The organism is Oricola sp., from assembly GCF_022763245.1.
GTDB lineage: Bacteria > Pseudomonadota > Alphaproteobacteria > Rhizobiales > Rhizobiaceae > Oricola.
The window spans coordinates 241,907-258,678 of sequence record NZ_JALEGV010000011.1; the positions used below are offsets into that span (position 1 = coordinate 241,907).

At 64.9% G+C, this 16,772-nt stretch carries 10 protein-coding genes; 3 read left to right on the forward strand and 7 right to left on the reverse strand.

Annotation, left to right across the window (positions count from 1 at the left end; translation table 11 throughout):
* Positions 1–10: 10 nt before the first annotated feature.
* From MRY80_RS03970 to MRY80_RS04000, 7 genes are all read right to left on the reverse strand, one after another.
* Positions 11–1,237 (reverse strand): NAD(P)/FAD-dependent oxidoreductase, encoded by a 1,227-nt coding sequence (locus MRY80_RS03970; protein WP_293288279.1) that lies wholly within the window; start codon positions 1,235–1,237, stop codon positions 11–13.
* 1 nt (position 1,238) lies between these two features.
* Positions 1,239–2,372, reverse strand: coding sequence for a ring-opening amidohydrolase (locus tag MRY80_RS03975; protein WP_293288281.1), 1,134 nt, complete (start codon positions 2,370–2,372; stop codon positions 1,239–1,241).
* 137 nt (positions 2,373–2,509) lie between these two features.
* The gene (locus MRY80_RS03980) at positions 2,510–3,409 is read right to left on the reverse strand and encodes a LysR family transcriptional regulator (RefSeq protein WP_293288283.1); all 900 of its coding nucleotides are present in this window, start codon (positions 3,407–3,409) and stop codon (positions 2,510–2,512) included.
* Between the two features lie 108 nt (positions 3,410–3,517).
* Complete coding sequence (locus MRY80_RS03985) at positions 3,518–4,273, reverse strand: tetratricopeptide repeat protein (RefSeq protein WP_293288285.1); 756 nt, start codon at positions 4,271–4,273, stop codon at positions 3,518–3,520.
* Between the two features lie 97 nt (positions 4,274–4,370).
* On the reverse strand, positions 4,371–6,761 hold the full coding sequence (locus MRY80_RS03990) for a glycosyltransferase family 2 protein (protein ID WP_293288287.1): 2,391 nt from the start codon (positions 6,759–6,761) through the stop codon (positions 4,371–4,373).
* A 62-nt stretch (positions 6,762–6,823) separates the two neighbouring features.
* Entirely contained in the window at positions 6,824–11,527 is a 4,704-nt protein-coding gene (locus MRY80_RS03995; protein WP_293288289.1) for an autotransporter outer membrane beta-barrel domain-containing protein, read from the reverse strand.
* A gap of 204 nt (positions 11,528–11,731) precedes the next feature.
* Complete coding sequence (locus MRY80_RS04000) at positions 11,732–13,336, reverse strand: MFS transporter (protein ID WP_293288365.1); 1,605 nt, start codon at positions 13,334–13,336, stop codon at positions 11,732–11,734.
* A 273-nt stretch (positions 13,337–13,609) separates the two neighbouring features.
* Between MRY80_RS04000 and MRY80_RS04005 the strand changes: the two genes are divergently transcribed.
* The 3 genes from MRY80_RS04005 (at position 13,610) to MRY80_RS04015 (ending at position 16,712) form a co-directional block, all read left to right on the forward strand.
* Positions 13,610–14,593, forward strand: a complete 984-nt coding sequence (locus MRY80_RS04005; RefSeq protein ID WP_293288291.1) for a tripartite tricarboxylate transporter substrate binding protein — start codon at positions 13,610–13,612, stop codon at positions 14,591–14,593.
* A gap of 164 nt (positions 14,594–14,757) precedes the next feature.
* Positions 14,758–15,204 carry a tripartite tricarboxylate transporter TctB family protein gene (locus tag MRY80_RS04010; protein ID WP_293288293.1) on the forward strand — a complete coding sequence of 149 codons (447 nt, stop codon included), beginning with the start codon at positions 14,758–14,760 and terminating at the stop codon, positions 15,202–15,204.
* Positions 15,204–16,712, forward strand: coding sequence for a tripartite tricarboxylate transporter permease (locus tag MRY80_RS04015; RefSeq protein ID WP_293288295.1), 1,509 nt, complete (start codon positions 15,204–15,206; stop codon positions 16,710–16,712). The genes MRY80_RS04010 and MRY80_RS04015 overlap by 1 nt, the downstream gene beginning before the upstream one ends.
* Positions 16,713–16,772: the final 60 nt, after the last annotated feature.

The following is a 16,772-nucleotide window of genomic DNA, read 5'->3' on the forward strand; positions in this document are numbered from 1 at the left end:
GGCAGTGCTGTCAGCCAACTGCGCTTTCCTCCCTGGAGTGAACCGCCCCGATCGTTCCGATATCGTTGTAGAGACGCTTGAGTTTTTCCTGGAACGCCGGGTTTCTCTTTTTTCGTGTGCCCTCGACCGGGTCGGACCCGGCCAGAAGCGTGTCGCTCGCCTCGAGCGAGAACTCCATGACGAAGCGCGTGCGGTCCGCGCGCACCGCCTCGATGGCCGCCAGCCAGTCGCCGGCGTCAAAATTGCCGTCCCCCGCCAGCCGCTCGATTTCGCCGAGCGCCGCGCAGGCGCCCTCGATCGCCTGGGTCGCGCCCTGGCCGAGCGTCGGGACCATGCCGTTGGAACTGTCGCCGAGATAGAGGACATTGGCCCCGGTCTCGCGATATCGCGCCTCCGATTCCTGGATACGCGCCCAGTGCAATTCGCTTTCGGGGGCGCAGACCGTGTCGATCAGCCATCGGGCCTGACCGCTGGCATAGCCGGAAACCGGCGTGTAGGCCGCCCGCAACGCCTCGGCGGTCTTCATCTCGTCAGGCGTTTCCATATCGAGCGGGATGGGGAAGGTTCCCGCGATGTAGATGTGGTCTTCCGGCACCCGATAGGCGAGCAGGCGGTTCGGTCCATTGAACCATTGCTGGTAGTCCGTGATCAGGCCGTCGCTCGTATCGGGCACGAGGGTCCTGAAGATCGCGACGCCGATCTGGCGCGAATTCACGCCTCCTGCAAAGGTCTGGCGGGTCTGCGAGAACCGGCCGTCCACCGCGATGAGCAGGTCGACGTCGGTCAATTCGTGATCGCCCTCGCTGTCCGACCAGCGTATCCAGGTCTTGCCGGCACCCTCCGGCGTGGCGCCCATGTCGGCGATCCGGCATCCATAGGTGATCAGCCCCTCGGCGGACTCCCGCAGCACCCGGTAGAGTTCCGACCAGCGCAGGCGCCAGCCGTTCTCGGAGGCCACGTCGTCCAGCGGCAGGTCGAAGAGCACGGTTCCGTCGGTCAGCGAAATGCGCCAGTTCGTCCACTCGAAGGCTGCGTCGTCGATGATGCCGGCGAGTTCCGGATCCTGAATGCGCAGCGCCTTGACGGCGTTCGGGCCGATGTTCAGCCCGGTGCCGGCCTCGGCATGGTCGCCCGGCTCGACGCGTTCCAGGCAATGGATGTCCATGCCGGGCAGTCGCGACAGCCCGCGCGCGATCACGCATCCCGCAACACCTGCCCCGACGATGACGATCCGCATCCTAAGCTCCTGCCGTTTGCTGGTTGATGTCGGCGGTGTCAGACGCGGCGATCACCGCGATCAGGCCGCCACCGTCGGGGCCCTGGTGCTCCGCACCGCCCGACACGAAGATGCGGGTGTCCCCGATGACGCCCGCGACAAGCCCGCCGACCGCACCGCGAATATGGCGCTGGGCGTCGATATCCGTATCGTTGAGCATGGTGTGGCGCTGGCCGTGGATCCGGCCTCGGCGGTCCGGCTCCGCCTTGACCAGAACGCCCCTGACCCTGTCCCATTCGCTTGCGTCGAGTTGCGGCGTCGCGGCAAGCCCGAGATCGCCCAGAACCGCCTGGACCGCCGTAAGATCGACGGCGTCGCACATGGCCCGGTGGGCGATCCGCAAGTTTCCGGTCCAGCCCTCGCTGTTGCCGAGCACGATCACTTCGTTCGCCTCGACCTCGACGCCGGAGGATATGCTCGCGCGATCGCAGTGGCGCTGGAAATCCTCCAGGAACAGGTCGTCCGACAGTTCGTCTTCGCCGATGTCGCCCAGCGCCAGGGCAACGCCGAACGCGCCGGCCGCGCGTGCCAGCGCCATGGAGCGCCCGGCATTCGGCGCCGGCGGCGTTTCGCCACGCTCATGCAGGATCGCGATGCGCTCCGACGTCAGGCACGGCGCCTTGACCTGCACGAAATGCACGTCGTCCAGCGACCGGATCCCCGCATCCGAGATGGCCGCTTCCACGGCTTTCGCCACGCTCAGCGCGTGCTCGCGCGTTCCGACATGACGATAGTCGAGCGCCGGCGAAAACGCCGTGCCGACGGCAAGCGCACCGGTGGCGCCGTCGCTCTCACCGGTCTTGCGCACGAAAACGAGATAATGCGGCGACAGAACGCCCTCGGTCCCGCCCGAAAGGATGCAGGGAATGCGCCTGGCGAGGCTTTCGGCCGGCTCGTTCAGATAGGTCGACAGCATCGTCATCAGGCGGTCTGTGAAATAGCCGCGCGTGAAGTCATTGACGCCGCCATTGCCCTCGGTCTTGCCGATGAACGCGACGATCTCCTGCGCCAGGATCGTGCCGTTCTCGATCAGGCCGGCCAGGGCCGAAACGTCGCCGGGATTGTCCATCGAGAGCTTGAATACGTCGGCCTGCACGGTTCACTTCGTCCGAATTTCTTGACTGTCCAAGGGAAGGTTGGGACGAAAAATGCATCTGCGATAGTTCAAAAAAACACTCGGCCTGAGAGCAAAATGTGTGCACTTGCCGATAGCTCGGCGCTTCATGGAGGGGTTCAGATACGCGCGAGCTGCTGCTTCAGGGCTTCCGAAAAGCTGAGCGCCGGCAAGGACAGCTTGCGGCCTGCCCGGCTCACCAGCACAAGCCGGCCATTGTTGAGTTCGGGGTCCGACAACGGCAGCGCCACCATTTCCCCGGCATTGACATATTCCAGCGTCCCGATCTGGAACTGGAAGCAAATTGCGCCCGTACGCCGGGCGAACACAGTCAGCGAGCGCACGGTGTTGGATTCCAGCACGACATTGAGCGACAGGTTCGAACGCCGGATCACCGGTTCGAGGAGCTGCCGGCCTCCGAAGGCCCGGTGACCGATGGCGATGGGGTATGGCTGGCAATCCGCCAGGCGGATCTTGCTGCGGCCGGCCAGCGGGTGGTCGGGGCGCACCAGCGCACAAAGCGGCTGCCGGATCGAGGCGATCTCGTTGAGGTCCGGCGACGGCGCCGGGTCGTGGACGAGGGCAAGGTCCGTCTCGTCGCGCAGAAGAGCGGCGATCAGGTCGACCGTCCCGCCGACCATGAGCTGAAAATTCACCCGCCGATGATGAACCTGGTAATCCGCGATCGCGGTCGGGATGAGGTCGTTGGCGACGGAATGCGCGACCGCCAGGCTGACATTGCCGCGCACCAGCCCGCGCAGCTGTTCGATCTGGGCGTTGGCCGATTCGATGTCGGCCAGGTTTCGCCGCACCGTCTCGATCAGCACCTCCCCGGCCGTGGTCAGCCGCACCCCCTTCGCGAGGCGCTCGAACATCGGCACGCCGAGTTCCGCCTCGATCTCGATGATCTTGCGGTTGAGCGATGTCGAGGCGACGCCGAGCTTCGCGGCGGCCTTGCGGATCGAGCCCGTTCGGGCGACGGCGTCGAGATAGAGGTAGTGGCGGGGCGGGCGGAACATCGGGGCTTCTTGCTGAACAAGCCGCCCATTCTAGACCATTCCCGCCTCAAGGCCATGGGCTTTCAGCCCCCCCGGCAGCCACGCAGCCGAGGCTGAAGGAAGGCCCGCTCAGCCTGCGCCGAGTTGCTTCAGCCGTTTTGCGGCGAGTTCGTTGCCCGCGTCGGCCGCCTTCTTCAGGAGCGCCCTCGCCCGGTCGGGATCCTGATCGACGATCAGGTTCGCCAGCGCATATTGCGCGAAGGTGTTGTCCTGCGCGGCCGATTTCTCCAGATAGGAACGGCCTTTCGCGACATCCTTGGCCACGCCGGTGCCGCTCACATACATCTCGCCTAGCCGCACCTGTGCCCACGCGTTTCCGGCGCTGGCGGAGGGGGTGAGATAGGTCATCGCCTTGGCCAGATCCTTCTCGACGCCGGTGCCGTTCAGGTAGATGTCGCCCAGCCGATATTGCGCCCAGGGATTGTCCTGCGCGGCGGCCTTGGCAAGCAACTCGCGACCCCGTTCCGGCTCCTTCTCCACCCCGGTGCCGTCCACCAGAATCTCACCGAGCCGGTATTGCGCCCAGTGATTGCCCTTGTCGGCGGCGAGCGTGTAGGCGGCCACGGCGGCGGGGATGTCCTTTTCCACCCCTTGCCCCTCGAACAGCATGTTGCCGTATTTGTAGGCGCCCCACGGATTGCCGAGATCCGCCGCCTTCTTGTAGTAGCGCGCCGCGACCGAGGCGTTGCTGTCGGTCGGCTGCTTCATCAGCGCGTCGCCGGCCTTCATCGCTTGCATGGCCTCGTTGCCTGCAGCCGGGGAAATGGTGTCCAGCGTGCACGCCGCCACGAACAGCGAGGAGGCCACCACGGCTACTCTGCTCATGCTGATACGTTTCATTGTCCTGCCCCCATCATCCCGGTCATGACCCCATGGTTCGACCGCGGCCGCCGCCACCCTATCGAATACGGGCCATGCAGTTCTACTGCTGCGAACCGATTTGCCCGGCGATCCTGGCTGCCACGTCGGAGCGCGCCTCACTTGCCGCGGCGTCTCTCGGCGCCGCGAAGCGGTCTGACACCGCCTCGCTGTAGTTCACCGCCACACCTGTCGTCTCGCTATTGGCGTCGCCGGCCGCAAGGCCCCAGGGCAGCGCCACGAGCATGACGGCTGAAAGCGCCGGAACCGGCGCGAAGCGCCTGGCGGTCTGTGCGCCCGCTCCGGCAAATCCTCGGCCCGCACGCGCCAGCGCCTTGACGGGGCGCGCCAGGAAGGAGAGCCGCTGCGCCACCGAGAGCGAGAGGTCGTTCACGCCCTCGAGCACGCCGACGAAGCGCGTCAGCCCGTAGCCGTAGAGCAGGATATTGGCGATCGGGATGATCGCGCCGGCATATTGCCCGGCCGCCAGGGCCTTCGCGGCGAAATGCACCATCAGCGCCAGGATGCCCAGGTTGAACAGATAGGCGTAAGGCGGAATGAAGCTTCGGTCGGCGATCTTCGGCGTGCGCGAGAAACTGCCCTTGCGACCCGTCACGATCTGCCGGATCGACGACGCGATGCCCGCGAAATTGACCGGCAGCAGCATCAGGTTCAGCGCACAGACGCCGAACAGGTCGTGCGGCCGATATCCGAGGCGGCGCAGGTCCAGGCCGTAGAGCAGGAAATAGGGCAGCATGATCAGTGGCGTCCACACGATGCTGTCGGCCTCTGAACTGGTCCACAGCATCAGCGCGAGCACGGCCACGTTGCCGACGACCGGCGACAGCAGATAGTGCGAACGCAGCAGCAGCTCCGGCAGACGGCGGATGCGGCGTCCGGCCCTCAGATATTCACGCATCAGGGCCGGCAGGATGATGAGGCCGCCATTGGCCCAGCGCTTGCGCTGAATGGCCAGCGCTCCGAAATCGGCAGGCGTCGCGCTGTAGGCGAGCGGGTCGAAATGGTTCTGCACGCGCCAGCCGCGCTCCAAGAGGTCGATCGTCGAGCCCGTGTCCTCGATCACCGTGCGGTCCTGCACGAAGACCTTGACCGTCTTGTCGCCCTCGGGCTGCGTGGTCTCGATGTCCTTCAGCGCATCGTAGCGGATGACCGCGTTCGCCCCCACCCAATAGGCCGCGTCGAAGTGGGTCGATCCCTGGTGGACGAGATACTGGATGTCGGTGGTCGCACCCGCGATGCGCTCGATCGCCGAAGCCCCGTTTGGAAAGGTGCGATACGGCGTCTGCGCAACGCCGACATTCGGCCGCTTCTCCAGCACGTTGACCAGTGTCAGGATGTAGCGGTTCAGGATCACGCTGTCGGCGTCGAGCGTCAGAACGTAGTCGGGACGCGCGACCTCGAAATCGCATGCCTCCTCCGCGCCGCACTCTTCGATGAACCGCTTGCCGTCCCGCTCGGCGACAGCATAGCGCCCGCCCATCAGCCCGATATAGGCGTTGAGGTTCATGGCCTTGTTCGGCGCATACGACAGGTTCTCGAAACGCTTGCGCTGGAAGCTGGAGACGTCCGAACAGAAGAGGTTCGCCAGCTTCCGGTATTCCGCGTCCACCTGCGCGATGCCCAGATCCGCGCGCTCCAGCCGGTCCGCGTCGCGGCGACATCGCTTCGCCAGGTCCAGGATCACGTTGTCCGTCAGGAACGTGTCGACGTGCCGGAAGTCCTCGGTTGCCTGCGCCCTGAGGTCGCCGGAGAGAGCCTCGAGCCATCCCGCGACGAGCCGGTAGGTCGAGGCGAGCCGCTTGGCTTCGCCCTCGGCGGAAAACCGGCCGAAAACCCAGCGCTCCAGCCAGTCTGAGGCCTCGCGGCGCAAGAGGTCGCTGCGCTGATCGAGCCAGGCTTTCACTTCCTCGATCGCGGCCAGCGAGCTTTGCAGGGACTCCGCATCGCCCGGAGGATCGTCAACGAGGACGACGATGTTGCGATTGCCATATTGCGCCAGCGCCGCCGACAGGACCGTGGAGACGAGAACACGCCGTTCTTCGCGGTAGGACGGGATCAGGACGGTGACCAGCGGCGCTTCGGATTTCAAGAGTTCGGCCGCATCCGTCTCCGGTACGGATTGATCCCGAAATCCGCGCCGCGCGGCACCCCAGCGGTTCAGCTGATAGGCGATCGTGCAATAGAAAAGACCGAGGATCAGCCCGTAGTGAACCAGAAGCCCCGTGCTGAAAAGCGCCTGCACATAGAAATGATAGACGACGAAACCGCTGAGCAGCACGGTCGAAAACACCATGCCGGCGAGGATCGCACCGGACTCGAGGACACGCGGACGCGGTGCCGTGACCGTCTCCGATGCGTCCCTCGCCTGGGCGGTCGGCTTCTTCGCGAAATGCTGGGCGGTGCCGGCGCTGATCGGCGCCGTGCTCAACTCCATACCCAGATTGTCTCGCGTGCAATCGTACATTGCTACATTTACGCCCTGCGTTCGTCCCGCAATCAGAAGTCCATGCTGAGCTTGGCGCCGCCGGAATGGATCGTGGTGTGGTCTCCGAAGCTTCCCTCATAGAACAGCTGAACGACGCCGCCTTCGGTCCGCAGGAAATCGACGCCCGCCGCAACGGTCCACAGGATGTCGTCCGTTCCCACGCCGATCGTGAAGGGATCGACGCCGGCCGTGTCGGCGGAGAAGATGCCGTTCAGTTCGAAGTCGTTGTTCATGTAGAGGCCGACGCCGCCGCGCAGATAGGGCCGAACGAGGAGGCCTTCCCCGATCGTCGTCTGCCCGCCGATCTCGATCGACGGCACGAGGCTGAACACCGTGTTGCTGGTCGCATCGGTCGAAATGGACGCGACGCCCCCAGTTTCCGTGAACGCAGCGGTGTGAACATAGGTCGCGTTCAGGTCAGCCTGCGGCCGCAGATAGAAGTCCCCCGATTGCATCGTGTAGGCGGAACGCAGCCGGGCGTTCACCGTCGTCACGTCGGCGGTACCCGTCAGCATGTCGCTGAAGCCGGGGAAGGAAACGCTGCGCTCGGTGTCGTATTCGCCATAGGAGAATGACACGGCGCCCGCCAACAGATACGGCCCGGGCGCGTATTTCAACACGCCGCCGCCCATCACGCTGGTGCCTTCGCTCGACGCGCCGTTCTCGCCGCTGCGGTCGGAAAGCCTGACCCCGAGCGCACCGCCCAGCCGCCAGTCGGTGTCCTTCAGGGCAACCTGGACGCCGCCCGCCAGATCGAAGGACTGGCTCGCAAACCCTGCCGAGCCATTCCCGCTACTGCGGTCAGAGTCCCGGTAGACGCCGCGGCCCCAGACGCACTGGCCTTCCGATCCGAACTTGTAGTTGCCGGACGCCATGCGGCAGCTCAGCATGCTGTCGGCGAACGCCTCCGCGTCGTTCATCGCGGCGATCTGGTCCGACAGGTACATGGTCGGCGAGAGCTGGCTCAGCGCATCGTCGGCCTCTTCCAGCGTCGGCAGGTTCAAAAGGGCGAGGACGATCGGATCGAGCCCGTCGGACCCCGCCTCGAAGGAGGCGCCGATATAGTCGCCCAACGCGGCTGCATTGCCAACGATCCCGGTCGGTGAGAAGTCGAACCCGGTGATGGACAGTTCGACGTCATTGCCCCCGTTCACGTAGGAGATGTCGCCGAGAACCATCGGATTGACCAGGTCGAGCGACTGGAGGGTGACGCCGCCGCCGGTTGTGATGATCGTGTAGCTGTCGGGCGTCGCGTTTGCGCTGACGAAGCTCAGCGCCAGGTCGCCGTCGAGAGACGCCTCGTCGGTGACGTTGACCACGTCGGTCTGCGATCCGTCCATGTCGACGTCGAAGAGCAGCGTGCCGTCGGCATTGTTCACCAGCCCGCCCGTCAGGTCGGTTGTCTGAACGAGGCCCTGGCCGCCCGGCGACACGACGCCGGAATTGGTCAGCATGTTGCCGCTGGTCAGGTTCACCAGGTCGCCCATCTCGAACAGGCCGCCGGCATGGTTGTTGAAGCTGTTCGACCACGGTCCCAGCGTCACCCGGCCGGTGATCGTGCCGTAGTTGTCCACGTCGATGTCGTTGCCGTCGGCGAGCACCGCGTCTTCGGTCAAACCGCCCGCGTTGGAGATCGTGCCGTAATTGACGAGGCTGTTTTCGAAGCCCTGCGAGAACAGCACGCCGGCAAAGCCCGCCGCGCCGGTGACGCTTGCGTCCTCGCCGATCATCACCGAAAGGTCGTTCTCGCTGTGGACGCTGATGCCGTCCGCCGCAGCCGTCAAGGCGCCCGAATTGAGCGTCACGCTGACTTCGCTGACGTCGGACTGGCCGACGATGCCCGAGCCGGTCTCCGAATCGATGTCGCCGGTGTGGGTCACGGTGACCTTCGAACCCGGCAGGTCGTTGAGATCGCCCGAGTTGATCGCGACGAGCCCGCTTCCCTCGGCGTCGATATCGCCTTCGCTCTCGATCGAAGCGGCGCCATAGGTGGAATAGGCATAGGCACCCATCCCGCCGGCGTCGATGTCGCCGACGCTGACGATCGACACGCCGGTCGCTCCGTCGTCGCTGTCGTTCTCGGCAAACAGGCCATCGGAAACGGAATCGATGTCGCCCTGGCTGTCGATGCTCACGAAGCCCCGCGTCGACTGCCCGTAGATGCCCTTCGTACCGGCGTCGATGTCGCCGACGTTGACGATTGTGATGCCGGCCTCGTTCGTCGAGGCGTCGTTCAGCGCGAAGATGCCGGCCTTGGTCGCGTCGATGTCGCCTTCGCTGTCGATGTAGACGCCGCCGCGCGTCGATTGCCCGTAGATGCCCATGCCGCCGGAATCGATGTGCCCGACGCTGGTGACCGAAACCCCGTAATCGCCCGAGCTGCTGTCGTTTTGCGCGAAGATGCCGTCCTGTCCGGAATCGATGTCGCCTTCGCTGGCGATGGTCACGGCGCCCCGCGGCGAATAACCGTAGATGCCCATGCCGGATGCGTCGATGTCGCCGAAGCTGGTGATCGAGATCCCGTAAGTGCTGGTATTGCTGTTGTTCTCGGCGAAGATGCCGTGATTGCCGCTGGTGACGTCGCCGTCGTTCCAGATCGTGACCGCGCCGCGGGTCGAGCGGCCGTAGATCCCCATGCTGCCCACGTCGATGTCGCCCATCGTCGTGATCGACACGCCCGCGTCGCCCGACGTGCTGTCGTTTTCCGCGAAAATACCGTGGAAATTGGCGTAGACGTCGCCGTCATTGTCCACCAGCACCGAGCCGCGCGTCGAGCGGGCGTAGATGCCGGTATTGCCGGCGTCGATCATGCCGTCGCTGTAGACCGTGACGCCGACGCCCGAGGAATTGCTGTCGTTCTGGGCGTAGATGCCGTCATTGGTGGAGGTGATGTCGCCATCGCTGTCGACCATCACGGACCCGCGCGATGAATAGGCGTAGATCCCCTTGTAGCCGGCGTCGATGTCGCCGGTGCTGGTCACCGAGACCGAGGCAGTGCCGTCGTTGATCGCAAAAATGCCGTCCGCAGCGGAATCGATGCGGGCGACATTGTCGATCGTGATCTGGCCGCGGGTTGTGGAGGCGAAAATGCCTTTCGTCCCCGCATCGATGTCGGCCCAGTTGTCAATGTCGATTGCGCCGGCGCCATAGTTCTGGGCGAAGATGCCCTCCCTCCCGGAGTCGATCGTGCCGTCCGCGATGACGGTGATCGCGCCCTCCGACGAATAGGCGAAGATGCCGCGCTCGCCCGCGTCGAGCGCTCCGGACTGGTCGACCCTGACCGACGCTTCGCCGAAGTTCTGCGCGAAGATGCCGTCGCTTGAAGCCGTGATGTCTCCGCGCACCGTGACGTCGATTTCGCCGCGCGGGGATTCCGCGTGGATGCCGTGCACGCTCTGCAGGATGTTGCCGGTGAAATCGACGGTCACCCCGTTGGCATCGGATTCGTTGAACGCGTGGATGCCGTAGGCCAAGGCGGTGATGTCGCCGCTGGAAACCGTGACCGACACTTCTCCGCGCGGCGAATAGGCGTAGATGCCGCGATTGCCCGCATCGATGTCGCCGGCATGGTTCACCGTGACGGAGGCCTCTCCGTCGCCATAGGCGAATATGCCGTCATTCGGGGCGACGATGTCGCCATCCGTAGTGACCGACACGACGCCCCGCGCCGCATAGGCGTAGACGCCGCGGCCGGTCGCCGTCGAGATGTCGCCGTCCCAGTCGACTGTGGCGGATCCGGTGAGGCCGGTCGCCTGGACGAAGATGCCGCCGCTATAGGCGGAAATGTCGCCGGAGCCGGTGGCGCTCGCGCTGCCGTCCGGCGCGTCGGCCATGATCCCGTAGCCGTTCAGCGACGTGATGTCGCCGTGATAGTCGACGGACACGTTCATGCTCGACGAGAGCGCTTCCACGCCGTTGCCGTCGGCATGGATGTCACCGACACCCATCACCGAGACCGACCCGACCGAGGAATCCGCGAAGACGCCACGCCCCCCGGCGATGATGTCGCCATATTGCTCCACCTCGATGCCGAAGCCGGAGGTGTTGACCGCGCTGATGCCGTCGCCGACGGAGAGAATGTTGCCGGAATTGTCGATGTAGATCGGCGTGCTGGACGACGCGACATCGATGCCGGCGCCGTCGAAAGCCCAGATCTTTCCGTCATGCGTGACGCTGAGCGTCGAACCCGCGACGTCGTTGCGCGCGTAGATCCCGGTCGAAGCCAGGATGTCGCCGTCCACGTCGACATCGACATCGCCCAGCGAAACCGCACTCACGCCGATCCCGCCGAACGAGATGATCTTGCCCTCGTGATCGATCGACAGCGTGTCGCCGGAGGTTTCCGCGTGTATGCCGTCCGCGCCGAACACGAAGATCGACTTGTTACCCGTGTCGCTCACGATCGAAACGGGTCCGGTCGACTGGAAACTGATGCCGCTCGTGCCCGGCGAGGGGAAGATCGAGCCGTCCAGCGAGTGGACGTTCAAGACCTCGATCGGATCGGTCACCGCGATACCGCCGGACTGATCGTCGGTGCAGGTCTGGGTGACGCCGTTGATCGTGCAGGGCGTATCGGCCGTCGCGGGGCCGCCGAAACCCATGAAGAACAGGCCGATCGCCGTGCCGCTCAGGAGACGGGCATGCTTTCCCCGCGATCGCCTCGATGCCCCAACCTCACCAGGCACCACCAGGGCCTCACATGCGTCATTTTTCATCCTGAGCCCCCCCGATATCGAGCCGAATCAATCGCTTGAATGGAACAGATCGCCGAGTATCTTTTTCCCAAAGGTTAACTACAACTTCTAGTCCTCAGATTCTGCAGTTGTGACCACATTTGCCCGCGCAACGTTGCAAAGCGGCAACTAGGCGGACCTTTCTCCGAGGACCCTGCACAGAAATCTCGCCCGGCCTGATGCTTTCTAAGGCAAATGGGCTCTGCGGCCTGCTGGCGAACGCGACTGCTCGAGCGATCGACGGACCCGCAGGGGCAGGTCTCCCTTGTGCAGCCGCTTCAACCTGTCGTTGACCGAGCCGTCCTCCATGGTGCGGCGCGCATGGTGGCGGAGATACTCCGTCCAGGTTGCAACATGATACTCCTCTGTCCACAGAGCCGGGTTCTCGAGGTCCCGGTTGAGAGACCAGCGTCGCGCGCCGTCGCGGATCCGGACGCGCCGGCGTTCCGCCATCAGCGTCATGAATTGCCCGACGTCGTCCTCGGCGATCTCGTATTCGATCCCGATCTTGATCGGCCCGCTTCGGCGGGTGAGATCGAGCCGCAGGGACGGCTCGCGGAACTGATCCAACGGGTCGAGATCCAGCCCGTCGAAATCCGGGAACGGCGCGAAGCGTCCGACCAGCGCTCCGAACGCCAGCACGGCCGCCGCTCCGATAAGCGCTTCCTGTACTATATAGACCTCGGCGATCACGCCCCACACCCAGCCGCCGACCGCCATCCCGCCGAATGCGCCGGTCTGGTAGAGCGCCAGGGTGCGCCCCAGGACCCAGCGCGGCGTCGACATCTGGACCGTGGCGTTGGAGAGCGACATCGCGATCAGCCAGAAGCAGCCCGAGACGATCAGAGCGACGGCGCTGACGATGAAGATCGTGCTCACCGCCACCACCGCGGTGCCGCATCCGACGACGGCAAAGCAGATCGTCACGATTCGCTCGTTGCGATAACGCGCCCGCAGCCCCGGACTGACGAAGGCGCCCGTCACCGCGCCGAACCCGAAACACCCGAGCAGAACGCCATAAGACACCGCGCCCAGTTCCAGGCGCTCCTTGACCACGACCGGGAGCAACGCCTGCACCGCGATCGCCGCGAAGCCGAAGACCATCGCCCGGCCGATCACGCGCTGCAGCCTCGGTGACATGGCCACATAGCGCAGACCGGCGACGAAGGCGGGAGCGAAGGGCTCGCGCGACAGGGCCGCCGCGGTGCGTGCCGGCCGCCATCGCCAGATCGCCCAGATGATCGCAATATAGCTGACCGCGTTCAGTGCGAAGGCCGCCGCTGCGCCGCCGAGCGCGACCACGAAACCGCCGACGGCCGGCCCGACGCCACGCACCATGTTGAAGCCCATCGCGTTGAGCGACACCGCATAGGGCACGTTTTCCCGCGAGACGATGTCTCCCACCGAGGCCTGCCAGGACGGATTGTGCAGGGCCGTTCCGCAGCCGATCAGGAAGCTCAAGGTCAACAGCAGCCAAGGCGTAAGGAGCCCGTAGCCGGCCAGAACCGCGAGCGCGACGGCGACCACCAACATGAAGAGCTGGGCCGTCAGGATGATCCGCCGGCGGTCGCCGCCATCCGCAAGCACGCCGGCGGCGAGCGAGAAGAGCATGATCGGAAGCGTGATGGACGTCTGGACCAGCGCGACCATGCTCTCCGAGGCCGAAAGCGTCGTCATGTGCCAGGAGGCGCCGACGACCTGGATCAGCCCGCCGAAATTCGACGCGAGTGCCGCCAGCCAGAGCCGCCGGAAGGTCTGGTTCGAGAAGACGACAAAGGCCGGATTCCCCATGCGCACGCCAGCTTGTTCCTTTCCCGGGGCCCGAAGTCGGCGCCGATCCCCCGTCACCGCGGCCGGATCGCAACCTGTCAGAGAAATCTGAAACTGGCTACCCACAGGTAGGGTCATTGACGCTTCGAACGGCTAACAACACCCGAAAACGCCGATTTTTTTGACGTTTCGTTGAAGTTTTGGGGTTGATTCCTACCCATAAGTAGGCATGCTGCAAAAAGTGTCGTCCGGCCCGCCTTTGGTCCGGCACGCCGCATCAGTGGAGGAGAAAACATGACCACGAGAAGAGATATCATCTGCGCGATGAGCGCTGCGGCCATCCTTGCTGCGACCGGCACCACCGGCGCTCTTGCCCAGTCCTACCCGACCAAGCCGGTGACCATGGTCGTCGGCTACTCGGCGGGCGGCCCGACCGATCTGACGGCACGTTTCGTCGCCCAGCGGCTTTCGGAAAAATGGGGCCAGCCGGTCGTCGTCGAGAACCGTCCCGGCGCGTCCGGCACGCTGGCCGGTGACTACACGGCCCGCTCCGAACCCGATGGCTACACGATCCTGATGGGCAACAACGCCGCGCAGGGGACCTACGAGCTCCTCAACCCGAGCAAGACGCCCTACAAGACGCTCGAGGCCTTCGAACCGGTCGCGCTGGTCGGCCTGTCCCCGCTGGTCATGGTCGTCGGCAATGACGTTCCCGCCGCATCGCTGAGCGAGTTCGTGGCATGGGCCAAGGACCGCCCGGGCGAAGTGAACTACGCGTCGGCCGCCGTCGGCTCCGCCACCCAGCTCGCCGCTGAATTCCTGAGCGCCGAGGCCGGCCTCGACATGGAAATGATCGTCTATCAGGGCGCCGCTCCCTCGCTGCAGTCCATCGTCGCCGGTGAAACGCAGATGTATATGGGCGGTTTCTCCACCGTCTCCGGACAGGCCGAAGCCGGCAATCTGAAGATGCTCGCCGTCGCGGCGGACGAGCGCATCGGCGTCGCCCCCGACCTGCCGACCTTCAAGGAAGAAGGCGTGAACATCTCCTACGGTTCGTGGTTCGGCATCGTCGCCCCGTCCGGCGTTCCCACAGAGATCCTCGATCAGCTGAACGCCGACGTGAACGAGGTGCTCAGCAGCGACGAAGCCACGGTCGCCCTCCAGGGCTACGGCTTCGTGAAGGCGCTCAACGATCGCGCAGGCTTCCGCACCATGCTGGAGAACCGCATCGCCAGCGACGCCAAGCTGATCGAGACGGCGGGAATCCCGACCAACTGACCGATGCCCGCGGGTCGCGCTATGAACCGCAGGGCCGATCATGGCAGTCTAGCTCTCAGGGAGCGCCGTGTTACGCGGCGCTCCCGTAATGCGTGGTCGATCCGGCCCGATCGCATGATCGACCGCAAACGATTTGGCACATCACGTTCAAGGGAGGTTTGAAGTTGTCTTCATTGAAGGCGGAACGCCTGATAGGCGTCGTCATCGTTCTGTTCAGCGTCGTTTTCTGCGTGCATACCGCGACGACGTTCGAACTCGGAACCTTCCGCCGCGTCGGACCGGGCATGTTCCCGCTCCTGCTCGGCCTGGCCATGGCGGCGCTGGGCCTGGGGATCGCGATCCTGGCGCCCGACAAGGACCGTGACCTCCCCGATTTCTCGTTCACCAGCCTGTTGTTCGTTCTCGGCGGCGTCGCCTGCTTCGCCGCGCTGATCGCGCCGTTCGGCCTGTTCGCCGCAGTCTTCGCGTCGGTGCTCGTCGCCTCGCTTGCCGAGCGGCCGGTCAAGCTGGTCCCCGCGCTGATGGTCGCCTGCGTGCTGTTTGCCGGCGGCTGGCTGATCTTCAGCTACGCGCTCGGCCTTTCCCTTCCCATGTTCCGGTGGCCCTTCTGATGGACCTGTTCTCCAATATGCTGCTGGGTCTCGAGACGGCCCTGTCGATCCACAACCTGCTCTACTGCCTGCTCGGCGTGAGCCTGGGCACGCTGCTCGGCGTCATTCCAGGCATCGGCGTGCTCGCTGCCATGTCGATGCTGTTCCCGCTGACCTTCTATCTGGACCCGGACACGGCGCTGATCATGCTGGCCGGCATATGGTACGGCACGACCTATGGCGGATCGACCTCCTCCATTCTCCTGAACGTGCCCGGAACGCCGGCCAACGCGGTCACCTGCCTCGACGGCTATCCCATGGCCAAGCAGGGACGCGCGGGCACGGCGCTTCTCATGACGACGGTGGCGTCGTTCTTCGGGGCGTCGTTCGGCATCATCCTCGTGATGACGCTGTCGCCGCTCATCGCCGCCTACGCGCTCAAATTCGGCGACGCCGAGTTCTTCTCGCTCATCCTGCTCGGCCTCGTCACCGCTTCCAGCATCACCGACGGATCGGCCATGAAAGGGCTGGTGATGACGCTTTTCGGCATCATCATCGGCCTGGTCGGCGCAGACCTGAACACCGGCGTCCACCGCTTCACATTCGACCGGCTCGAACTCGTCGACGGCGTGAGCATCGTCGCCCTCGCCATGGGCCTCTTCGGCGTGTCCGAAGTGATTTCCAGCATCGGCAAGGTCGAGAAGGAAGCGATCAGCACCGACGATCTCAAGCTGCGCAACATGTGGCCCGACCGCGAGGAGATGAAGCGCACCTGGTTCCCGATGATCCGCGGCTCCTCGATCGGCTCGTTCTTCGGCGCCCTGCCCGGCGCCGGCCCGGGGATCGCGGCCTTCATGTCATACGCGGTGGAAAAGCGGTCGTCGAAACACCCCGAGCGCTTCGGCAAGGGCGCCATCGAGGGGATCATGGGCCCTGAAGCCGCCAACAACGCCGCGGACCAGACGGCCTTCATTCCGACCCTGACGCTCGGCATTCCCGGCAGCGTCACCATGGCGCTGATGCTCGGCGTGCTGATGATCCACGGGATCACGCCCGGCCCGAACATGATCGCCCAGCAGCCAGCCCTGTTCTGGGGTCTGGTGATGAGCTTCTGGATCGGCAATTTGATGCTGCTCGTCCTGAACATTCCGTTCATCGGATTGTGGGTGCGCCTGCTGTCGATCCCCTACCACCTCCTGTTTCCGGCGGTGCTGGTGTTCATCGCGATCGGCACCTACTCGCTCAGCAACAGCCCCTTCGACGTCTGGTGCGTGCTGCTGTTCGGGTTCATGGGCTACGTCATGCGCTGGGCCCGGCTTTCGCCCGCGCCCCTGCTGCTCGGCTTCGTGCTCGGCCCGATGATGGAGGAGCATTTCCAGCGGGCGCTGCTCCTGTCGCGCGGTGACTTCAGCACATTCGTCTTTCGGCCGATCAGCGGCGTGTTGCTGGCCATCACCGCACTCGTGCTGGTCTGGTCGATCGTCAGCGGCCTCAGCAGGAAGGTGCCGCCCGACATCGACGAGGAGTGACGACAATCCGCTCAAGAAAAAAGGCGCTTCGGAAACCCGGAGCGCCTTTTCATTTGGGGT